This is a genomic window from Streptococcus sp. k-378 (assembly GCF_013277505.1).
In the GTDB taxonomy this organism is placed as follows: domain Bacteria; phylum Bacillota; class Bacilli; order Lactobacillales; family Streptococcaceae; genus Streptococcus; species Streptococcus pseudopneumoniae.
Genome location: NZ_VMNC01000010.1, coordinates 17,174 through 36,940, shown reverse-complemented (window position 1 = coordinate 36,940; position 19,767 = coordinate 17,174). Strand labels below are relative to the sequence as shown.

Here is a 19,767-nt window from a genome sequence, read left to right as displayed (position 1 = left end):
GTAACTTTTTTGGAGTTGCTTTTTTTATTTTTCCAAATCTTTGCGAATAGTATAGGTGAGGAGGTAGGTATGGTTCAAGAAATTGCACAAGAAATCATTCGTTCAGCTCGGAAAAAAGGAGCGCAAGATATTTATTTTGTTCCTAAGTTAGATGCCTATGAGCTTCATATGAGGGTGGGAGACGAGCGCTGTAAAATCGGTTGTTATGATTTTGAAAAGTTTGCGGCCGTCATCAGTCACTTTAAGTTTGTGGCGGGTATGAATGTGGGAGAAAAACGACGTAGTCAGCTTGGTTCCTGCGACTATGCCTATGATGATAAGATGACGTCCCTACGTTTATCTACTGTAGGCGATTATCGAGGGCATGAGAGTTTAGTCATTCGCTTGTTGCATGATGAGAAGCAGGAGTTGCATTTTTGGTTTCAGGATATTGAAGAATTAGGCAAGCAGTACAGGCAACGGGGACTCTATCTTTTTGCTGGCCCGGTTGGGAGTGGTAAGACGACCCTGATGCATGAATTGTCCAAGTCACTCTTTAAAGGACAGCAAGTTATGTCCATCGAAGATCCTGTCGAAATCAAGCAGGACGACATGCTTCAGTTGCAGTTGAACGAAGCAATCGGCCTAACCTATGAAAATCTAATCAAACTTTCCTTGCGTCATCGACCAGATCTCTTGATTATCGGAGAAATTCGGGACAGCGAGACGGCGCGTGCAGTGGTCAGAGCTAGTTTGACAGGTGCAACAGTTTTTTCAACCATTCACGCCAAGAGTATCCGAGGTGTTTATGAGCGTCTGCTGGAGTTGGGTGTGAGTGAAGAAGAATTGGCAGTTGTTCTGCAAGGAGTCTGCTACCAGAGATTAATCGGGGGAGGAGGAATCGTTGACTTTGCAAGCAGAGATTATCAAGAACACCAAGCAGCCAAGTGGAATGAGCAAATTGACCAGCTTCTTAAAGATGGACATATCACAAGTCTTCAGGCTGAGACGGAAAAAATTAGCTACAGCTAAGCAAAAAAATATCATCACCCTATTTAACAATCTCTTTTCTAGCGGTTTTCATCTGGTGGAGACCATCTCCTTTTTAGATAGGAGTGCTTTGTTGGACAGGCAGTGTGTGACCCAGATGAGTGTGGGCTTGTCTCAGGGGAAATCATTCTCAGAAATGATGGAAAGTTTGGGTTTTTCAAGTGCCATTGTCACCCAGTTATCCCTAGCGGAAGTTCATGGGAATCTTCACCTGAGTTTGGGAAAGATAGAAGAGTATCTAGACAATCTGGCCAAGGTCAAGAAAAAATTAATTGAAGTAGCGACCTATCCTTTGATTTTGCTGGGTTTTCTTCTCTTAATCATGCTGGGGCTACGGAACTATCTACTACCACAACTGGATAGTAGCAATATTGCTACCCAAATTATTGGCAATCTGCCACAAATTTTTCTAGGCATGGTAGGATTTGTTTCAGTAGGTGTCCTTTTAGCACTCACTTTTTATAAAAGAAGTTCTAAGATGCGTGTCTTTTCTATCTTAGCACGCCTTCCCTTTTTTGGAATCTTTGTGCAGACTTATTTGACAGCCTATTATGCGCGTGAGTGGGGGAATATGATTTCGCAGGGAATGGAGCTGACGCAGATTTTTCAAATGATGCAGGAACAAGGTTCCCAACTCTTTAAAGAAATCGGCCAAGACCTAGCTCAATCCCTACAAAGTGGCCGCGAATTTTCTCAAACCATAGCAACCTATCCTTTCTTTAGGAAGGAATTGAGTCTCATTATCGAGTATGGTGAAGTCAAGTCTAAGCTGGGGAGTGAGTTGGAAATCTATGCTGAAAAAACTTGGGAAGCCTTTTTTACCCGAGTCAACCGCACCATGAATTTGGTGCAGCCACTGGTCTTTATCTTTGTGGCTCTGATTATCGTTTTACTTTATGCGGCAATGCTCATGCCCATGTATCAAAATATGGAGGTAAATTTTTAACATGAAAAAAATGATGACATTCTTGAAAAAAGCTAAGGTTAAAGCTTTCACTCTGGTAGAGATGTTGGTGGTCTTGCTCATCATCAGCGTGCTTCTATTACTCTTTGTACCTAATCTGACCAAGCAAAAAGAAGCAGTCAATGACAAAGGAAAAGCTGCTGTTGTTAAGGTGGTGGAAAGCCAGGCAGAGCTTTATAGCTTGGATAAAAATGAAGATGCTAGTCTAAGTAAGTTACAAGCAGATGGGCGAATCACAGAAGAGCAAGCTAAAGCTTATAAAGAATATCATGAAAAACAAAATAAGACTCAAACGGTCGCGGATTAAGGCCTTTACCATGCTTGAAAGTCTCTTGGTTTTGGGACTTGTGAGTATCCTTGCCTTGGGTTTGTCAGGCTCTGTCCAGTCTACTTTTGCGGCGGTAGAGGAGCAGATTTTCTTTATGGAGTTTGAAGAACTTTATCGGGAAACTCAAAAACGCAGTGTAGCCAGTCAGCAAAAGACTAGTCTGAACTTAGATGGGCAGACGATTAGCAATGGCAGTCAAAAGTTGATAGTCCCCAAAGGGATTCAGGCACCATCAGACCAAAGTATTACATTTGACCGAGCTGGGGGCAATTCGTCTCTGGCTAAGGTTGAATTTCAGACCAGTAAAGGAGCGATTCGCTATCAATTATATTTAGGAAATGGAAAAATTAAACGCATTAAGGAAACAAAAAATTAGGGCAGTGATTTTACTGGAAGCAGTAGTCGCTCTAGCTATCTTTGCCAGCATTGCGACCCTCCTTTTGGGACAAATTCAAAAGAATAGGCAAGAAGAAGCAAAAATCTTGCAAAAGGAAGAAGTCTTGAGGGTAGCTAAGATGGCCTTGCAGACAGGTCAAAATCAGGTAAACATAAACGGAGTTGAGATTCAGGTGTTTTCTAGTGAAAAGGGATTGGAGGTCTACCATGGTTCAGAACAGTTGTTGGCTATCAAAGAGCCATAAGGTCAAGGCTTTTACCTTATTAGAATCCCTGATTGCCCTCATTGTCATCAGTGGAAGCTTACTCCTCTTTCAAGCCATGAGTCAGCTTCTCATTTCAGAAGTTCGCTACCAGCAACAGAGCGAGCAAAAAGAGTGGCTCTTGTTTGTGGACCAGTTGGAAGCAGAATTAGACCGTTCGCAGTTCGAAAAAGTGGAGGGCAATCGTCTCTATATGAAGCAAGATGGCAAGGACATAGCCATTGGCAAGTCCAGATCAGATGATTTTCGTAAAACAGATTCTAGTGGTCGAGGCTATCAGCCTATGGTTTATGGTCTCAAATCTGCGCATATTACAGAGGAGAATCAAGTGGTTCGCTTTCGTTTTCAATTCCAAAAAGGCTTAGAAAGGGAGTTCATCTATCGTGTGGAAAAAGAAAAAAGTTAAGGCAGGTGTTCTCCTCTATGCAGTCACCATGGCAGCCATCTTTAGTCTTTTGTTACAATTTTACTTGAACCGACAAGTCGCCCACTATCAAGACTACGCTTTAAATAAAGAAAAGCTGGTCGCTTTTGCCATGGCCAATCGAGCCAAAGATAAGGTTGAGCAAGAAAGTGGGGAACAGACCTTTAATCTGGGTCAGGTGAGCTATCAAAATAAGAAAACAAGCTTGGTGACAAGGGTTCGTACGCCGAAGAGTCAATATGAGTTTCTGTTTCCTTCAGTCAAAATCAAAGAAGAGAAAACAGAGAAAAAGGAAGAGGTAGTGACTGATTCAAGTAATCAAGCAGAGAAGAAAAAATCAGAAGAGAAGGTTGAAAAGAAAGAGAATTCCTAGCCAATCAAGCTACTTTGTGCTAAACTAAAAATATGAGACATGATTTTAACCACAAAGCAGAAACTTTTGATTCCCCTAAAAATATCTTCCTTGCAAACTTGGTTTGTCAAGCAGTCGAGAAACAGATTGATCTTCTATCAGACAAAGAAATTTTGGATGCTTTTTTTGTGAATAATCGGGGTAGATACCTATCCGAATTTTTAAATTTTCCTAGTACAAAGAAGTTGCTAAGGAACATCGCGAAAGGTTCTGTTAATCAATCCAATATAAATGCAAGGAGTAGTAAATGCGAAACAAATTTTAAAATTTTTTAAATTGAAATTTGGCTTTTAACATGAGGAGTCTCCCTTCACCAAATTTGAGTCTGCCTATCCCTTGACTATTCTTTCCTTTCACAAACGAGTCGCTTATTCAATTATAAGTTGACGTGCTCCTAGTCACAGTTCTTGTGCTTGATGGAAAGAATGACACCTATAAATATGCGAGGTAGTGGCTGTACCACTTACTTATTCACCTCCCCATGATTTGTAGTAGTGATAGGCTTTCTCACTATTATTATAAAACAAAATAAAGAGCACAACACTTTTTCATTCTGTATTGTGCCTTGAGTGAAACGAAAGGAATGAATTATAAACATAAAAGTTTAGTATATAGATTATTTCTCTCAAAATATGTAAATAAGATAGAATACTAAATTTATAGCAGACTTAGAGAAAAGCAGAAACTAGCAATGATACTAGTTTCTGCTTTTCTCCATAATAATTAATTTCCCCTTTTTTCCTTCTAAATCTTTCTTCACAACAAAAAAACCTGAATTTCTATATGCTTTTTGAGCCAATATATTTTTTTCATTTACAGCCAATACAATATGGTTAATTTCTAATTTTAAAGTTGAGTCTATGAATTCAAATATTTTATTCAGAGCATTAGAACCATATCCTTGATTTCTGAAATTATCATCAATAGAAAATCCTCTAATAAGCGCATAATCATTTTGATAATAGCCATACTCTTTAGGACCAGTGTTTAGGTGTAGGCAAAAAAATCCAATTACTTTATGTTCTTTATTAAGTATTACTATTGGGTATCTATACTTATCTTTTTTAGACTTTTCAATAATATTTTTTGGGGTATCAGTATGTGTAATATCATTTAAAGAATAAGAACTTAAAGAATGGTAATGGTCAACTTCACTATACAAAGATAATTTCATGATAATTAATTCCTTTCTCTTTATGTAAGATACATAACTAAATAGGACTCTAGGTATGTAGATTTTTTTATGAAATGTCCTATAAAAATCAGATATATTTAGAGTTATTACTTTAGTCCTTTATTTTCATTATTAGACTTCCTGCAAAACTAGAATCCTAGTTCATGATTGATAATGCCAGCAATCGAATTCATTCGTAATCCGAAGCGTTTACGATGATTTCGATAGGTTGTTGAAAATATTTTAAACGTTTTCATAGTGAAATGAAATAAGAACAGGACAAATCGATCAAGACAGTCAAATCGATTTCTAACAATGTTTTAGAAGTAGAGGTGTACTATTCTAGTTTCAATCTACTATACTTTGTCAAAAATACTCTCAACCTTGATTCTCTCCTTAGATAGCGCATGGTTACAGGCTTTATCTTCAGCTGTTAGCGGCTTGAGTTTGCTGGATTTACGTGGAGTTTGTGCTTGAGGATATATCTTCATGAGCCCTTGATAAGCACTGTCAGCCAAGATTTTACCAGCTTGTCCGATATTTCTGCGACTCATTTTGAACAACTTAATATCATGACAATAGTTCACAGTGATCTCCAAAGAAACAATTCTCCCTTGACTTGTGACAATCGCTTGAGCCTTCATAGCGTGGCATTTCTTTTTACCAGAATCATTCGCTAATTGTTTTTTTAGGGTGATTGATTTTTACTTCCGTCGCATCAATCATTACCGTGTCCTCAGAACTGAGAGGAGGTCTTGAAATCGTAAAACCACTTTGAACAAGAGTTACTTCAACCCATTGACTCCGATGGGTTAAGTTGCTTTCGTGGATACCAAAATCAGCCGCAATTTGTTCATAAGTTCGATATTCTCGCACATATTGAAGTCGCCATAAGAAGGTCTTCTAGGCTTAGTTTAGGTTTTCGTCCCCCTTTTGCGTGTTTACCTTGATAAGCTGTTTTCAATACAGCTAACATCTCTTCAAAAGTCGTGCGCTGAACAGCAACAAGGAGCTTAAATCGTGTATCAGTTAGTTGTTTACTTGCTTCATAATTTTATTGTATCATATTTTTGTTTCACAGGAAGTCTAATAAATAAAAACTCTTTAAAGTTTTGTTGGGAAAATGGGAAAAGATATAAATGGAAACTTAGTATAACATTTGGAAAACTCTGTAAAAATAGTAAGTCAATTCATGCTTCGTTTTTTCTCTAGGGAAGTTGGGCGGCTATATTTCTATGACCATTTGTCGTAATAAACATCCCTACCAAGGGTCAATAGAAATAAATTCAACGAAACTTTTGCTGTCAGATTTAGATGCCCAACTTGTCATTTATACTCTTTCATATAGGACTTTCTATAAGGATGGAAAAAAGAAGGGAAATTTGGTAAGATAGGAATATGGATTTTGAAAAAATTGAACAAGCTTATACCTATTTACTAGAGAATGTCCAAGTCATCCAAAATGATTTGGCGACCAACTTTTATGACGCCTTAGTGGAGCAAAATAGCATCTATCTGGATGGCGAGACTGAGCTAAATCAGGTCAAGGAGAACAATCAGGCTCTTAAACGCTTAGCGCTTCTCAAAGAAGAATGGCTCAAGACCTACCAGTTTCTCTTGATGAAGGCTGGGCAGACAGAGCCCCTGCAGGCTAATCACCAGTTTACGCCAGATGCTATTGCCTTGCTTTTGGTATTTATTGTGGAAGAGTTGTTTACAGAGGAAGAAATCACTATCCTCGAAATGGGTTCTGGCATGGGAATTCTGGGCGCTACTTTCTTGACCTCGCTTGATAAAAAGGTGGATTACTTGGGAATGGAAGTGGATGATTTGCTGATTGATTTGGCAGCTAGCATGGCAGACGTGATCGGATTGCAGGCTGGCTTTGTCCAAGGAGATGCCGTTCGTCCACAAATGCTCAAAGAAAGCGATGTGGTCATCAGCGACTTGCCGGTCGGCTATTATCCTGATGATGCCGTTGCGTCGCGTCATCAAGTTGCTTCTAGCCAAGAATATACTTACGCCCATCACTTGCTCATGGAACAAGGGCTTAAGTATCTCAAGTTAGACGGATACGCTATTTTTCTAGCTCCGAGTGATTTGTTGACCAGCCCTCAAAGTGATTTGTTAAAAGGGTGGCTGAAAGAAGAGGCGAGTCTGGTTGCTATGATTAGTCTGCCTGAAAATCTCTTTGCCAATGTCAACCAATCTAAGACTATTTTTATCTTACAGAAGAAAAATGAAATAGCAGTAGAGCCTTTTGTGTATCCACTTGCTAGCTTGCAAGATGCAAGCATTTTAATGAAATTCAAAGAAAATTTTCAAAATTGGAGCAAAGGTACTGAAATATAAAATAGATTTTGTTATAATAGTTGAAAACGCTTAAAAGAGGTAATTGATAATGACAAAAACAATCGCAATAAATGCAGGAAGTTCAAGTTTAAAATGGCAATTATACTTAATGCCAGAAGAAAAAGTATTGGCGAAAGGCTTGATTGAACGTATCGGTTTGAAAGATTCAATTTCAACTGTAAAATTTGATGGCCGTTCTGAACAACAAATTTTAGATATCGAAAATCACACACAAGCTGTTAAAATCTTATTGGATGACTTGATTCGTTTCGATATTATCAAGGCTTATGATGAGATTACAGGTGTTGGACACCGTGTTGTTGCGGGTGGAGAATATTTCAAAGAATCAACAGTTGTTGAGGGGGATGTTTTAGAAAAAGTTGAGGAGTTGAGTTTGTTGGCTCCTCTCCACAATCCAGCCAATGCAGCAGGTGTTCGTGCCTTCAAGGAATTGTTGCCAGACATTACCAGTGTAGTTGTTTTTGATACTTCCTTCCACGCAACTATGCCAGAGAAAGCTTATCGCTACCCTCTACCAACAAAATATTACACAGAAAACAAGGTTCGTAAATACGGTGCTCATGGTACAAGTCACCAGTTTGTAGCAGGAGAAGCTGCAAAACTCTTGGGACGTCCATTAGAAGACTTGAAGTTGATTACCTGTCATATTGGTAACGGAGGCTCAATTACAGCTGTGCAAGCCGGCAAATCTGTTGATACTTCTATGGGCTTCACTCCTCTGGGTGGTATTATGATGGGAACGCGTACAGGGGACATTGATCCAGCTATCATTCCTTATTTAATGCAATATACAGAGGATTTTAATACACCAGAAGATATCAGTAGTGTTCTTAATCGTGAATCGGGTCTTTTGGGAGTTTCTGCTAATTCTAGCGATATGCGTGACATAGAAGCTGCTGTAGCAGAAGGGAATCACGACGCTAGCTTGGCTTATGAAATGTATGTTGACCGTATTCAAAAACATATCGGTCAGTACCTTGCAGTACTAAATGGAGCAGATGCCATTGTTTTCACAGCAGGTGTTGGTGAAAATGCAGAAAATTTCCGTCATGATGTAATCTCAGGAATTTCGTGGTTTGGTTGTGATGTTGATGATGAAAAGAATATCTTTGGTGTGACAGGAGACATCTCAACAGATGCAGCGAAGATCCGTGTCTTGGTTATTCCAACAGATGAAGAATTAGTCATTGCCCGTGATGTTGAACGCTTGAAAAAATAAGTGAAACTAAAAAAATATTCAATACAAGGAGTTGGGAAAGTTATTTTTCCAGCTTCTTTTTTTAAACTTAACTAGCTTTGAAAGGTAGAAGTCATAGATAGCGGTGGATGATTTTAAGAAGCGTTATAGTGGATTGAGATATAGTACATTGAGTCAAGAATAGGATACATCGGTTTCTGAAATATTGTTAAAAATGAGGATGAATTTCTCAATCAATTTGTTCATATTCTATTTCAACATACTATAAAATGTGAATAAATTAATTAGCTGATTTCAATGCATTTCTAAAAATGTATTAGAAGTCGTATTGTGCTGTTGTAATTTAAATTTGCTATAAAAGTGATAAAAGATAACTTATTTCCAATTTTCGCTTAGAATGACAGGTAGCATCAATTAATATTTTATATTATGTCAATTTTTGATTGTATCCGCTTACAATTTATGCTATAATAGTACAGTAATAAGTTATAAGAGCTGTTGTATCGTTCTTGGTTTATAGTTATGGAGGTAACATCATGGGTACTATTATGGAATTTGCAACAGAAAAACAGATTGAATCATTTCTTTCAACTTGTCATATCGAGGGACAAAGGAATTTTCTGATGGCTTTTAAGAAAAAGACATGGCTGAAATCCTTTATTGATTTTTTCATTATAGGAGGAGCCTACTATGTTCAGTCGAGTGTGAAGCCAAAGATTATGTCATTCACATCTAAGGGGATTTACTTGATGGACATTAGTGATGTAACTGAAAATCGGCCTAATCAAGTCATTGAAATGTCCTGGAGTCAAGTTGAAGATTTTAGTTATAACACAGTCTTGAACACAGTTAGAATTAAATGGCACTATCAAAGTGAACAGTACATCTTTTCAGTAGATGTAGGTAATATCAGTCAACATTTAGGACAGTATCAATTTAACAAACAACATTATGATTATTTAGCACAACACGATTTCTTTCAGAAAGAGTGAATGACATGAAAAAGATAATTACAAAATGTATTGTTATTGCTACGACTTTGCTTATTATGGTACCGAGTTTTATAGGGATTGCATATGCTAACGAAACAAAGGTTCCAAATACAACTGTAGAGTATATTGATGTTGCCGAAGTAGAGAAGGATTTGAAATTCTTGTTTACAGAAGCGACGAGTTATGAGAATGGCGTTCTTTATGTTAATAAAGAATTATTGACAGAACGCTATGGCACTTTAGCACCGTATATTGTAATGGGCATTGAACGTATTTATACAGAGCCTAATTTGGTTCAAAACTTGCAAGCTTCTTTACAAGATAGAGATTTTGTTTCATGTATGCGTGATGAGTTGATTGGTATGATTCCAGGTATGGAACTTGTTGATTTAATGAGAGGGGACATTATCAGTTATATTCAAGGTAAAATGTGGGGCAAAGCTGCCTCATATATAGCAATGGAACTTGCTAAATTTGGCATGAAGAGTAACGTTGCAGGAATCGTTGCACAATTAGGAATCTCTGCTGGAAAATGTGCTATTTGGGGTTAGTTATGCTTAAATACTTGTAATTAAGAAGGTTAAAATGATAATTCTGTCTTTAATGAATGTGATAAAGTAGTTGGAAAATAAATTTTCTAACCATTTTGTCGTTTTTAGTGTTTACAGGGAAAATGACTTCAAATTTTTTAAGTTTTAAGTATAGACTGTTACGGGAACGGTAGACATTGTGACAATAAGAAAGAGAATGAAAGCACGACGAAAAGGATTAAAAAATAAACAAGAGAATATTGGTAGAATTGTTCAAAACCTTGCTATGATTGGCTTTTTTGAAAAATATGGTATAATAGTAGTAATTTAATAGATGGAGTTGAGTTTTGAAGAAAAACTTTCGTGTAAAAAGAGAGAAAGATTTTAAGGCGATTTTCACGGAGGGGACAAGTTTTGCCAATCGCAAATTTGTCGTCTACCAACTAGAAAACCAGAAAAACCATTTTCGAGTAGGTCTATCAGTTAGCAAAAAGCTGGGGAATGCGGTCACTAGAAATCAAATCAAGAGACGAATCCGACATATTATCCAGAATGCAAAAGGGAGTCTGGTAGAAGATGTCGACTTTGTTGTCATTGCTCGAAAAGGGGTTGAAACCTTGGGATACGCAGAGATGGAGAAAAATCTACTCCACGTATTAAAATTATCAAAGATTTACCAGGAAGGAAATGGGAGTGAAAAAGAAACTAAAGTTGACTAGTTTGCTAGGACTGTCTCTATTGATTATGACAGCCTGTGCGACTAATGGGGTAACTAGCGATATTACAGCCGAATCGGCTGATTTTTGGAGTAAATTGGTTTACTTCTTTGCGGAAATCATTCGCTTTTTATCGTTTGATATTAGTATCGGAGTGGGGATTATTCTCTTTACGGTCTTGATTCGTACAGTCCTCTTGCCAGTCTTTCAGGTGCAAATGGTGGCTTCTAGGAAAATGCAGGAAGCTCAGCCACGCATTAAGGCGCTTCGAGAACAATATCCAGGTCGAGATATGGAAAGCAGAACCAAACTAGAGCAGGAAATGCGTAAAGTATTTAAAGAAATGGGTGTCAGACAGTCAGACTCTCTTTGGCCGATTTTGATTCAGATGCCGGTTATTTTGGCCCTGTTCCAAGCCCTATCAAGAGTTGACTTTTTAAAGACAGGTCATTTCTTATGGATTAACCTTGGTAGTGTGGATACAACCCTTGTTCTTCCGATTTTAGCAGCAGTATTCACCTTTTTAAGTACTTGGCTGTCTAATAAAGCCTTGTCTGAGCGTAATGGCGCTACGACAGCGATGATGTATGGGATTCCAGTCTTGATTTTTATCTTTGCAGTTTATGCGCCAGGTGGAGTCGCCCTATACTGGACAGTGTCCAATGCTTACCAAGTCTTGCAAACCTATTTCTTGAACAATCCATTCAAGATTATCGCAGAGCGCGAGGCTGTAGTACAGGCACAGAAAGATTTGGAAAATAGAAAAAGAAAAGCCAAGAAAAAGGCTCAGAAAACGAAATAATAAGGAGGAATCTGGTAATGGTAGTATTTACAGGTTCAACTGTTGAAGAAGCAATCCAAAAAGGATTGAAAGAATTAGATATTCCAAGGAAGAAGGCACATATTAAAGTCATTTCTAGGGAGAAAAAAGGCTTTCTTGGTTTATTTGGTAAAAAACCAGCCCAAGTGCATATTGAAGCGATTAGTGAAACGACTGTTGTCAAAGCAAATCAACAAGCTGTAAAGGGAGTTCCAAAGCAAATCAATGATTTGAATGAGCCTGTTAAAACAGTTAGTGAAGCGACCGTTGATTTGGGTCATGTTGTAGAGGCAATTAAAAAGATTGAGGAAGAAGGCCAAGGTATTTCTGATGAAGTCAAGGCTGAAATCTTAAAACATGAAAGACATGCCAGCACTATCTTAGAAGAAACTGGTCACATTGAGATTTTAAATGAACTTCAAATCGAGGAAGCGATGAGGGAAGATGCAGGCGCTGATGACCTTGAAACTGAGCAAGACCAGACTGAAAATCAAGACCTGACAGAGATGGGCTTGAAAGTTGGACCAAGCTTTGATATTGAACAAGTAGCTACGGATGTGACTGCCTATGTTCAAGCGATTGTGGATGACATGGACGTTGAGGCGACGATTTCAAATGACTATAACCGTCGTAGCATCAATCTACAAATTAACACCAACGAACCAGGTCGTATTATCGGTTACCATGGTAAAGTCTTGAAGTCCTTGCAACTGTTGGCTCAAAATTATCTTTATAATAGCTATTCAAGAACCTTCTATATTACAATCAATGTCAATGATTATGTTGAACACCGTGCAGAAGTCTTGCAGACCTATGCGCAAAAATTGGCGACTCGTGTTTTAGAAGAAGGCCGCAGTCATCAAACAGATCCCATGTCAAATAGCGAACGCAAGATTATCCACCGTATTATTTCACGTATGGATGGCGTGACTAGTTACTCTGAGGGTGACGAGCCCAATCGCTATGTCGTTGTAGATACAGAATAAGTAAAATCAGGTTTATCCTGATTTTTTGCTAGCTAGAGGAGATGAAACGGATGTTGAATAAGATAAGAGATTATTTAGACTTTGCTGGTTTGCAGTACCGTAATCCTGATAAAGCGGGAGCAGAGCGAGAGAAGATGCTGGAATTGCGCTATAAAGGCCAAGAGGCACGAAAGGCTTTTACAGAACTGGCCAAAGCCTTTCAAGCAAGCCATCCAGAATGGCAACTCCAACAGACTAGTCAGTGGATGAATCAGGCCCAGTGTTTGAGACCACATTTTTGGGTTTATCTACAGAGAGACGGACAAGTGACAGAACCTATGATGGCCTTACGTTTGTATGGGACATCTACTGACTTTGGAATTTCTTTGGAAGTCAGTTTCATCGAACGTAAGAAGGATGAGCAAACACTGGGCAAGCAGACCAAAGTTTTAGACATTCCAACCGTTAAAGGGATTTATTATCTAACCTACTCTAATGGTCAAAGTCAACGGTGGGAGGCGAATGAAGAAAAGCGTCGTACTTTACGCGAGAAGGTGAGAAGTCAAGAAGTTCGAAAAGTTTTAGTGAAGGTAGATGTTCCTATGACAGAAAATTCTTCCCTATTATCTAGCTACGAGAAAATAAGATAATTTGTAAAACATCATAAATCATACAGTCCAAGAGTGAACAGTCCGCTGTGTAATTCTTGGTCTTTTTGTTTGCGCTTTCGCATTATATAATAAACTTACAAAAACAATTCAAAAGGAGAACAATTATGGAAGTCGTTTCAAGTGTTCTAAATTGGTTTTCTAGCAATATTTTGCAGAATCCCGCATTTTTCGTAGGTTTATTGGTGTTGATAGGATACGCACTTTAGGGTATATGTTGCTTAACGTGGGTGCTGGTGGTTTGGTTACAACCTTCCGTCCAATCTTAGCAGCCCTTAACTACAAATTCCAAATTGGTGCAGCGGTTATCGACCCTTACTTTGGACTTGCTGCAGCAAACAACAAAATTGCAGCAGAGTTTCCAGATTTTGTTGGAACTGCAACCACAGCTCTATTGATTGGTTTCGGAATAAATATCTTGCTCGTAGCTCTTCGAAAGATTACGAAGGTAAGAACCCTCTTTATTACTGGTCACATCATGGTACAACAAGCTGCAACAGTATCTCTTATGGTTCTATTCTTAGTACCACAATTGCGCAATGCTTACGGTACAGCAGCGATTGGTATCATCTGTGGACTTTACTGGGCAGTTAGTTCAAATATGACTGTTGAGGCAACTCAACGCTTGACTGGTGGTGGCGGATTTGCGATTGGTCACCAACAGCAATTTGCAATCTGGTTTGTAGATAAAGTAGCAGGACGCTTTGGTAAGAAAGAAGAAAGTTTAGACAATCTTAAATTACCTAAGTTCCTCTCAATCTTCCACGATACAGTTGTTGCATCTGCTACCTTGATGCTCGTATTCTTCGGAGCCATTCTTTTAATCTTGGGTCCAGACATTATGTCTAATAAAGAAGTCATCACTTCAGGAACTCTATTCAATCCTGCTAAACAAGATTTCTTTATGTACATTATCCAAACAGCCTTTACCTTCTCAGTTTACTTGTTCGTTTTGATGCAAGGTGTCCGAATGTTCGTATCTGAGTTGACAAACGCCTTCCAAGGTATTTCAAACAAATTGTTGCCAGGTTCATTCCCAGCGGTTGACGTTGCAGCTTCTTATGGATTTGGTTCTCCAAATGCTGTCTTGTCAGGATTTACCTTTGGTTTGATTGGTCAATTGATTACAATTGTTTTGCTCATCGTCTTTAAAAATCCGATTCTTATTATTACAGGATTTGTACCAGTGTTCTTTGACAATGCAGCCATTGCGGTCTACGCTGATAAACGCGGTGGATGGAAAGCGGCTGTTATCCTTTCCTTTATATCAGGTGTCCTTCAAGTTGCTCTAGGAGCTCTTTGTGTGGCCCTTCTCGATTTGGCATCTTATGGTGGCTACCATGGAAATATCGACTTTGAATTCCCATGGCTTGGATTTGGATATATCTTCAAATACCTTGCTATTGTTGGTTATGTACTTGTGTGTCTCTTCTTGCTTGTTATTCCTCAACTTCAATTTGCCAAAGCAAAAGATAAAGAGAAATATTACAACGGTGAAGTTCAAGAAGAAGCTTAGTATCTAGAAAAGGAGAAATAAAATGGTTAAAGTATTAGCAGCGTGCGGAAATGGAATGGGTTCCTCAATGGTTATCAAGATGAAGGTTGAAAATGCTCTCCGTAAGCTTAATCAAACAGATTTTACAGTCAATTCATGCAGTGTCGGTGAAGCTAAAGGTTTAGCAGTAGGATATGACATCGTAATCGCTTCTCTTCATTTGATTCAAGAATTGGAAGGGCGAACTAATGGGAAGTTAATTGGGCTTGATAACTTGATGGATGATAAAGAAATCACCGAAAAACTCAGTCAAGCACTACAGTAAAAGGTTGGAGGGGGCTGGACAGAAACTGAGAGTTATCGTTTCTGTCCTTCTCCCTCTTTAAATAAAGGAGGCAGATATGAATTTAAAACAAGCTTTAATTGACAACGACTCGATCCGACTAGGTTTAGAGGCTAACGATTGGAAAGAAGCAGTCAAGGTAGCAGTAGATCCCTTGATTGAAAGTGGGGCAATTTTGCCAGAGTATTACGATGCTATCATTGAATCGACTGAAGAGTATGGGCCTTACTATATCTTGATGCCAGGTATGGCTATGCCCCACGCTAGACCTGAAGCTGGTGTGCAAAGTGATGCCTTTTCATTGATTACCTTACAAAATCCTGTTGTATTTTCAGATGGGAAAGAGGTATCTGTTTTGTTGGCACTAGCAGCAACAAGCTCAAAAATTCACACAAGTGTAGCCATTCCACAAATTATTGCCCTGTTTGAATTAGAAGATTCTATTGCACGTTTACAGGCTTGCCAGACTAAAGAAGATGTCTTGGCTATGATTGAAGAATCTAAGGATAGCCCTTATCTCGAAGGATTGGATTTGGAAAGTTAGAAAGAGGAATAAAGAAATGACAAAAAGAATACCTAATTTACAAGTTGCATTAGACCATTCAGACTTGCAAGGAGCGATTAAAGCAGCTGTTTCTGTTGGTCAGGAAGTAGATATTATCGAAGCTGGAACTGTTTGCTTGCTTCAAGTTGGAAGTGAACTGGCTGAAGTCTTGCGTAGCCTTTTCCCAGATAAGATTATTGTGGCAGACACAAAATGTGCTGATGCTGGTGGAACAGTTGCTAAAAATAATGCGGTTCGTGGAGCAGACTGGATGACTTGTATCTGTTGTGCAACCATCCCTACTATGGAAGCAGCTCTAAAGGCTATCAAGACTGAACGAGGAGAACGAGGCGAAATCCAGATCGAGCTTTATGGCGATTGGACTTTTGAACAAGCTCAGCTTTGGCTAGATGCAGGTATCTCACAAGCTATTTATCACCAATCTCGTGATGCTCTTCTTGCTGGTGAAACTTGGGGTGAAAAAGACCTTAATAAGGTTAAAAAACTCATTGACATGGGCTTCCGTGTATCTGTAACAGGTGGTCTAGATGTAGATACTCTCAAACTCTTTGAAGGTGTTGATGTCTTTACCTTTATCGCAGGTCGTGGAATTACAGAGGCTGCGGATCCAGCAGGAGCAGCGCGTGCCTTCAAGGATGAAATCAAACGAATTTGGGGGTAAATCATGGTACGTCCAATTGGAATTTATGAAAAGGCAACCCCAACACACTTTACTTGGCTAGAACGTTTAAATTTTGCCAAGGAGTTAGGCTTTGATTTTGTCGAGATGTCTATTGACGAACGTGACGAGCGTTTAGCAAGACTTGACTGGAGTAAGGAAGAACGCTTGGAAGTTGTCAAAGCAATCTATGAAACTGGTGTTCGTATTCCTTCTATCTGTTTTTCAGGCCATCGTCGCTACCCATTGGGATCAAAAGATCCAGTTCTAGAGGAAAAATCTCCAGAACTCATGAAAAAATGTATCGAATTAGCTCAAGACTTGGGAGTTCGTACGATTCAATTAGCTGGTTACGATGTTTACTATGAGGAAAAGTCATCCCAGACACGCCAACGTTTTATCAAAAATTTGAGAAAAGCCTGTGACTGGGCTGAAGAAGCTCAGGTGGTACTTGCTATTGAAATTATGGATGATCCTTTCATCAATAGCATCGAAAAATATTTGGCTATAGAAAAAGAGATTGACTCTCCCTTCCTCTTTGTATATCCAGATATTGGTAATGTGTCTGCATGGCATAATGATATCTATAGTGAGTTTTATCTTGGTCATCATGCCATCGCAGCTCTCCATCTCAAGGATACTTATGCAGTGACAGAAAGTTCAAAGGGGCAGTTCCGAGATGTACCTTTTGGGCAAGGTTGTGTCAAATGGGAAGAAGCTTTCGATATTTTAAAGGAAACCAATTATAATGGACCTTTCCTAATCGAAATGTGGTCTGAAAATTGTGAAACAGTAGAAGAAACACGCGCAGCCGTTCAAGAGGCGCAAGCTTTTCTCTATCCACTCATTAAGAAAGCAGGTTTGATGTAAGATGAATCAAGTAATCAATGCTATGCGTAAACGAGTCTGTGATGCCAATCAATCATTGCCAAAACATGGACTTGTCAAATTTACCTGGGGGAATGTATCGGAAGTCAATCGCGAACTCGGTGTCATTGTTATCAAACCATCAGGCGTGGATTATGACGAATTGACACCTGAAAACATGGTAGTGACTGATCTAGATGGTAAGATCCTAGAAGGGGATTTAAGACCATCTTCCGACCTCCCAACTCATGTGCAATTATATAAGGCTTGGTCAGAAATTGGTAGTGTGGTTCACACCCATTCGACAGAAGCTGTTGGTTGGGCTCAGGCAGGTCGTGATATTCCTTTCTACGGAACAACCCATGCAGATTATTTCTACGGTTCAATCCCTTGCGCCCGTAGTTTGACCAAGGACGAAGTAGAAGTGACCTATGAAAAAGATACTGGCCTGGTTATCGTAGAAGAGTTTGAACATCGCGGACTTAACCCGGTTGAAGTACCAGGAATTGTTGTACGCAATCACGGTCCATTCACCTGGGGCAAAAATCCAGAGAATGCTGTTTATCACTCTGTCGTACTAGAGGAAGTATCAAAGATGAATCGCTTTACAGAACAAATCAATCCAAGAGTTGAACCTGCTCCCCAGTACATACTAGAAAAACACTACCAACGTAAACATGGACCAAATGCTTATTATGGTCAAAAGTAAGAACGATGAAGGAGGAGAAAAGATAAATTTAGCTCCTCTTTTTACATTTGATTTTTATTGAGAGTAAAGTTGGAGTTGAAGTAATTTTGAAAGATTTTTTAGAAATAGCGCTTGATATATATATGGTAAAATAAAAAGAATTGCTGTGATATCAATAGATTTGGGGGATTTTTTAATATGGTACTGGATAAGGCAAGTTGTGATTTACTTCAATATTTGATGGATCAAGAAACGTCCAAAACGATTATGGCGATTTCGAAAGATTTGAAAGAGTCAAGAAGGAAAATTTATTATCACATTGACAAAATCAATGCTGCTCTGGGTGACGAGGCGCTTCACATCATTAGTATTCCACGAATTGGTATTCACTTAACGGAAGAGCAGAGAGATGCTTGTTGTAAACTATTATCGGAAGTAGATTCGTACGATTATATCATGAGTGCGCATGAACGTATGATGATAATGTTACTATGGATAGGTATTTCTAAAGAACGTATTACGATTGAAAAATTGATAGAGTTAACAGAGGTATCTAGGAATACTGTTCTCAATGATTTGAATAGTATTCGTTATCAACTAACTTTGGAACAATATCAGGTGACCTTGCAAGTGAGCAAGTCACAGGGATACCACCTTCATGCCCACCCTCTTAATAAAATTCAGTATCTTCAATCGCTTCTATATCATATTTTTATGGAAGAAAATGCCACTTTTGTATCTATTTTAGAAGATAAGATGAAAGAGAGGTTAGATGATGAGTGTTTGCTTTCTGTTGAAATGAACCAATTTTTTAAGGAACAGGTTCCTTTAGTTGAACAAGATTTAGGGAAGAAAATAAACCATCATGAAATAACTTTTATGTTGCAGGTTCTACCTTATTTGCTGTTAAGCTGTCATAATGTTGAACAGTATCAAGAAAGACATCAGGATATAGAGAAAGAGTTTTCTTTGATAAGAAAAAGAATAGAGTATCAGGTGTCTAAGAAATTAGGAGAACGGTTGTTTCAACAGTTTGAAATTTCTTTGTCAGGACTTGAAGTTTCTCTTGTAGCTGTTCTCCTCCTCTCCTATCGTAAAGATTTGGATATTCATGCAGAAAGTGATGATTTTCGGCAATTAAAACTTGCTTTAGAAGAATTTATCTGGTATTTTGAATCACAAATCCGAATGGAGATTGAGAACAAGGATGATTTGTTACGAAATTTGATGATCCACTGTAAAGCCTTGTTATTTAGAAAGACTTACGGTATTTTTTCTAAAAATCCTCTAACAAAACAAATTCGATCCAAGTATGGAGAATTATTTTTAGTCACTAGAAAATCTGCGGAAATTTTAGAAGGAGCATGGTTTATTCGGCTAACAGACGATGATATTGCCTATTTGACGATTCATATTGGAGGATTTTTAAAGTATACACCATCGTCTCAAAAAAATATGAAAAAAGTTTATCTCGTTTGTGATGAAGGTGTTGCGGTTTCGAGACTTTTGCTGAAACAATGCAAACTTTATTTTCCAAATGAGCAAATTGACACTGTATTTACAACAGAACAATTTAAGAGTGTGGAAGATATTGCACAAGTTGATGTAGTGATTACTACTAATGATGATTTGGATAGCAGATTTCCGATTTTAAGGGTTAATCCTATCCTTGAAGCAGAAGATATTTTGAGAATGCTAGACTATCTTAAACACAATATATTTGGTAATGAGGGCAAAAGTTTCAGTGAAAATCTTTCTAGTCTTATTTCGTCTTATATTGTAGATAGCAAGTTGGCTAGTAAGTTCCAAGAAGAGGTTCAAACACTTATAAATCAAGAAATAGTAGTTCAAGCTTTTTTGGAAGATATTTGAAGGACAGTCCAATGATGAACACAAACC

21 protein-coding genes and 5 pseudogenes are annotated in these 19,767 nt (G+C 38.4%); 23 read left to right on the top strand and 3 right to left on the bottom strand.

Annotated elements, in window-relative coordinates; all coding sequences use genetic code 11:
* The first annotated feature begins 69 nt into the window (after window positions 1-69).
* The 8 genes and pseudogenes from comGA to HT719_RS01110 form a co-directional block, all read left to right on the top strand.
* Window positions 70-1,011, top strand: coding sequence for a competence type IV pilus ATPase ComGA (gene comGA / locus HT719_RS01145; RefSeq protein ID WP_172927953.1), 942 nt, complete (start codon window positions 70-72; stop codon window positions 1,009-1,011).
* Window positions 959-1,975 (top strand): competence type IV pilus assembly protein ComGB, encoded by a 1,017-nt coding sequence (gene comGB / locus HT719_RS01140; RefSeq protein WP_172922110.1) that lies wholly within the window; start codon window positions 959-961, stop codon window positions 1,973-1,975. The genes comGA and comGB overlap by 53 nt, the downstream gene beginning before the upstream one ends.
* 1 nt (window position 1,976) lies before the next feature.
* Window positions 1,977-2,300: a comG operon protein ComGC gene (gene comGC / locus HT719_RS01135; RefSeq protein ID WP_050207887.1), complete on the top strand. Its 324-nt coding sequence runs from the start codon at window positions 1,977-1,979 to the stop codon at window positions 2,298-2,300.
* Window positions 2,263-2,697 (top strand): competence type IV pilus minor pilin ComGD, encoded by a 435-nt coding sequence (comGD, locus tag HT719_RS01130; RefSeq protein ID WP_050207886.1) that lies wholly within the window; start codon window positions 2,263-2,265, stop codon window positions 2,695-2,697. The genes comGC and comGD overlap by 38 nt, the downstream gene beginning before the upstream one ends.
* Window positions 2,660-2,962, top strand: coding sequence for a competence type IV pilus minor pilin ComGE (gene comGE / locus HT719_RS01125; protein ID WP_000413380.1), 303 nt, complete (start codon window positions 2,660-2,662; stop codon window positions 2,960-2,962). Before comGD ends, comGE begins: the two co-directional genes overlap by 38 nt.
* Window positions 2,925-3,386 (top strand): competence type IV pilus minor pilin ComGF, encoded by a 462-nt coding sequence (gene comGF, locus HT719_RS01120; protein WP_172922103.1) that lies wholly within the window; start codon window positions 2,925-2,927, stop codon window positions 3,384-3,386. Before comGE ends, comGF begins: the two co-directional genes overlap by 38 nt.
* Window positions 3,364-3,777 (top strand): competence type IV pilus minor pilin ComGG, encoded by a 414-nt coding sequence (comGG, locus tag HT719_RS01115; protein WP_000265633.1) that lies wholly within the window; start codon window positions 3,364-3,366, stop codon window positions 3,775-3,777. Before comGF ends, comGG begins: the two co-directional genes overlap by 23 nt.
* Window positions 3,778-3,809: 32 nt before the next feature.
* Window positions 3,810-3,935: pseudogene (locus HT719_RS01110) on the top strand (SAM-dependent methyltransferase); the annotation flags it as partial.
* 578 nt (window positions 3,936-4,513) lie between these two features.
* Here the strand turns inward: HT719_RS01110 and HT719_RS01105 are convergent.
* From HT719_RS01105 to HT719_RS01095, 3 genes and pseudogenes are all read right to left on the bottom strand, one after another.
* Window positions 4,514-4,990, bottom strand: coding sequence for a GNAT family N-acetyltransferase (locus tag HT719_RS01105; protein ID WP_000777684.1), 477 nt, complete (start codon window positions 4,988-4,990; stop codon window positions 4,514-4,516).
* 149 nt (window positions 4,991-5,139) lie between these two features.
* A pseudogene (locus tag HT719_RS01100) lies at window positions 5,140-5,247 on the bottom strand (IS5/IS1182 family transposase); the annotation flags it as partial.
* A gap of 102 nt (window positions 5,248-5,349) precedes the next feature.
* Window positions 5,350-6,044 (bottom strand): annotated as a pseudogene (locus HT719_RS01095) (IS5 family transposase); the annotation flags it as partial.
* Between the two features lie 344 nt (window positions 6,045-6,388).
* Between HT719_RS01095 and HT719_RS01090 the strand changes: the two are divergent.
* The 15 genes and pseudogenes from HT719_RS01090 to HT719_RS01020 all read left to right on the top strand — a co-directional run bounded on the left by HT719_RS01090 (window position 6,389) and on the right by HT719_RS01020 (window position 19,740).
* Complete coding sequence (locus tag HT719_RS01090; RefSeq protein WP_138699995.1) at window positions 6,389-7,342, top strand: class I SAM-dependent methyltransferase; 954 nt, start codon at window positions 6,389-6,391, stop codon at window positions 7,340-7,342.
* Between the two features lie 49 nt (window positions 7,343-7,391).
* Window positions 7,392-8,582 (top strand): acetate kinase, encoded by a 1,191-nt coding sequence (locus HT719_RS01085; protein WP_138700670.1) that lies wholly within the window; start codon window positions 7,392-7,394, stop codon window positions 8,580-8,582.
* A gap of 515 nt (window positions 8,583-9,097) precedes the next feature.
* Window positions 9,098-9,553: a hypothetical protein gene (locus HT719_RS01080; RefSeq protein WP_042900233.1), complete on the top strand. Its 456-nt coding sequence runs from the start codon at window positions 9,098-9,100 to the stop codon at window positions 9,551-9,553.
* Between the two features lie 5 nt (window positions 9,554-9,558).
* Window positions 9,559-10,104 (top strand): hypothetical protein, encoded by a 546-nt coding sequence (locus tag HT719_RS01075; RefSeq protein ID WP_050223352.1) that lies wholly within the window; start codon window positions 9,559-9,561, stop codon window positions 10,102-10,104.
* Between the two features lie 326 nt (window positions 10,105-10,430).
* Window positions 10,431-10,802, top strand: coding sequence for a ribonuclease P protein component (gene rnpA, locus HT719_RS01070; protein ID WP_138705339.1), 372 nt, complete (start codon window positions 10,431-10,433; stop codon window positions 10,800-10,802).
* Window positions 10,777-11,601: a membrane protein insertase YidC gene (locus tag HT719_RS01065; RefSeq protein WP_000727904.1), complete on the top strand. Its 825-nt coding sequence runs from the start codon at window positions 10,777-10,779 to the stop codon at window positions 11,599-11,601. Before rnpA ends, HT719_RS01065 begins: the two co-directional genes overlap by 26 nt.
* A 17-nt stretch (window positions 11,602-11,618) precedes the next feature.
* Entirely contained in the window at window positions 11,619-12,605 is a 987-nt protein-coding gene (jag, locus tag HT719_RS01060; protein WP_172927951.1) for an RNA-binding cell elongation regulator Jag/EloR, read from the top strand.
* Window positions 12,606-12,655: 50 nt separating this feature from the next.
* Window positions 12,656-13,204 (top strand): annotated as a pseudogene (locus HT719_RS01055) (HI_0552 family protein); the annotation flags it as partial.
* A gap of 155 nt (window positions 13,205-13,359) precedes the next feature.
* A pseudogene (locus HT719_RS01050) lies at window positions 13,360-14,768 on the top strand (PTS ascorbate transporter subunit IIC).
* Between the two features lie 22 nt (window positions 14,769-14,790).
* The gene (locus HT719_RS01045) at window positions 14,791-15,072 is read left to right on the top strand and encodes a PTS sugar transporter subunit IIB (protein ID WP_000241469.1); all 282 of its coding nucleotides are present in this window, start codon (window positions 14,791-14,793) and stop codon (window positions 15,070-15,072) included.
* A 76-nt stretch (window positions 15,073-15,148) separates the two neighbouring features.
* On the top strand, window positions 15,149-15,634 hold the full coding sequence (locus tag HT719_RS01040) for a PTS sugar transporter subunit IIA (RefSeq protein ID WP_001049928.1): 486 nt from the start codon (window positions 15,149-15,151) through the stop codon (window positions 15,632-15,634).
* A gap of 16 nt (window positions 15,635-15,650) precedes the next feature.
* Window positions 15,651-16,316 (top strand): 3-keto-L-gulonate-6-phosphate decarboxylase UlaD, encoded by a 666-nt coding sequence (locus HT719_RS01035; protein WP_000166727.1) that lies wholly within the window; start codon window positions 15,651-15,653, stop codon window positions 16,314-16,316.
* 3 nt (window positions 16,317-16,319) lie between these two features.
* The gene (locus tag HT719_RS01030) at window positions 16,320-17,183 is read left to right on the top strand and encodes an L-ribulose-5-phosphate 3-epimerase (protein WP_172927949.1); all 864 of its coding nucleotides are present in this window, start codon (window positions 16,320-16,322) and stop codon (window positions 17,181-17,183) included.
* 1 nt (window position 17,184) lies between these two features.
* Window positions 17,185-17,889, top strand: a complete 705-nt coding sequence (locus tag HT719_RS01025; RefSeq protein WP_001077558.1) for an L-ribulose-5-phosphate 4-epimerase — start codon at window positions 17,185-17,187, stop codon at window positions 17,887-17,889.
* A 177-nt stretch (window positions 17,890-18,066) separates the two neighbouring features.
* Window positions 18,067-19,740: a transcription antiterminator gene (locus tag HT719_RS01020; protein ID WP_172927947.1), complete on the top strand. Its 1,674-nt coding sequence runs from the start codon at window positions 18,067-18,069 to the stop codon at window positions 19,738-19,740.
* The last annotated feature ends 27 nt before the right edge of the window (window positions 19,741-19,767 follow it).

What these genes read in the sequence shown, in the direction of transcription:
- comGA (WP_172927953.1), top strand. Translation starts at nt 70, where the DNA reads ATGGTTCAAGAAATTGCACAAGAAATCATTCGTTCAGCTCGGAAAAAA.
- comGB (WP_172922110.1), top strand. Translation starts at nt 959, where the DNA reads ATGGACATATCACAAGTCTTCAGGCTGAGACGGAAAAAATTAGCTACA.
- comGC (WP_050207887.1), top strand. Translation starts at nt 1,977, where the DNA reads ATGAAAAAAATGATGACATTCTTGAAAAAAGCTAAGGTTAAAGCTTTC.
- comGD (WP_050207886.1), top strand. Translation starts at nt 2,263, where the DNA reads ATGAAAAACAAAATAAGACTCAAACGGTCGCGGATTAAGGCCTTTACC.
- comGE (WP_000413380.1), top strand. Translation starts at nt 2,660, where the DNA reads ATGGAAAAATTAAACGCATTAAGGAAACAAAAAATTAGGGCAGTGATT.
- comGF (WP_172922103.1), top strand. Translation starts at nt 2,925, where the DNA reads ATGGTTCAGAACAGTTGTTGGCTATCAAAGAGCCATAAGGTCAAGGCT.
- HT719_RS01105 (WP_000777684.1), bottom strand. Translation starts at nt 4,990, where the DNA reads ATGAAATTATCTTTGTATAGTGAAGTTGACCATTACCATTCTTTAAGT.
- HT719_RS01090 (WP_138699995.1), top strand. Translation starts at nt 6,389, where the DNA reads ATGGATTTTGAAAAAATTGAACAAGCTTATACCTATTTACTAGAGAAT.
- HT719_RS01085 (WP_138700670.1), top strand. Translation starts at nt 7,392, where the DNA reads ATGACAAAAACAATCGCAATAAATGCAGGAAGTTCAAGTTTAAAATGG.
- HT719_RS01080 (WP_042900233.1), top strand. Translation starts at nt 9,098, where the DNA reads ATGGGTACTATTATGGAATTTGCAACAGAAAAACAGATTGAATCATTT.
- HT719_RS01075 (WP_050223352.1), top strand. Translation starts at nt 9,559, where the DNA reads ATGAAAAAGATAATTACAAAATGTATTGTTATTGCTACGACTTTGCTT.
- jag (WP_172927951.1), top strand. Translation starts at nt 11,619, where the DNA reads ATGGTAGTATTTACAGGTTCAACTGTTGAAGAAGCAATCCAAAAAGGA.
- HT719_RS01045 (WP_000241469.1), top strand. Translation starts at nt 14,791, where the DNA reads ATGGTTAAAGTATTAGCAGCGTGCGGAAATGGAATGGGTTCCTCAATG.
- HT719_RS01040 (WP_001049928.1), top strand. Translation starts at nt 15,149, where the DNA reads ATGAATTTAAAACAAGCTTTAATTGACAACGACTCGATCCGACTAGGT.
- HT719_RS01035 (WP_000166727.1), top strand. Translation starts at nt 15,651, where the DNA reads ATGACAAAAAGAATACCTAATTTACAAGTTGCATTAGACCATTCAGAC.
- HT719_RS01030 (WP_172927949.1), top strand. Translation starts at nt 16,320, where the DNA reads ATGGTACGTCCAATTGGAATTTATGAAAAGGCAACCCCAACACACTTT.
- HT719_RS01025 (WP_001077558.1), top strand. Translation starts at nt 17,185, where the DNA reads ATGAATCAAGTAATCAATGCTATGCGTAAACGAGTCTGTGATGCCAAT.
- HT719_RS01020 (WP_172927947.1), top strand. Translation starts at nt 18,067, where the DNA reads ATGGTACTGGATAAGGCAAGTTGTGATTTACTTCAATATTTGATGGAT.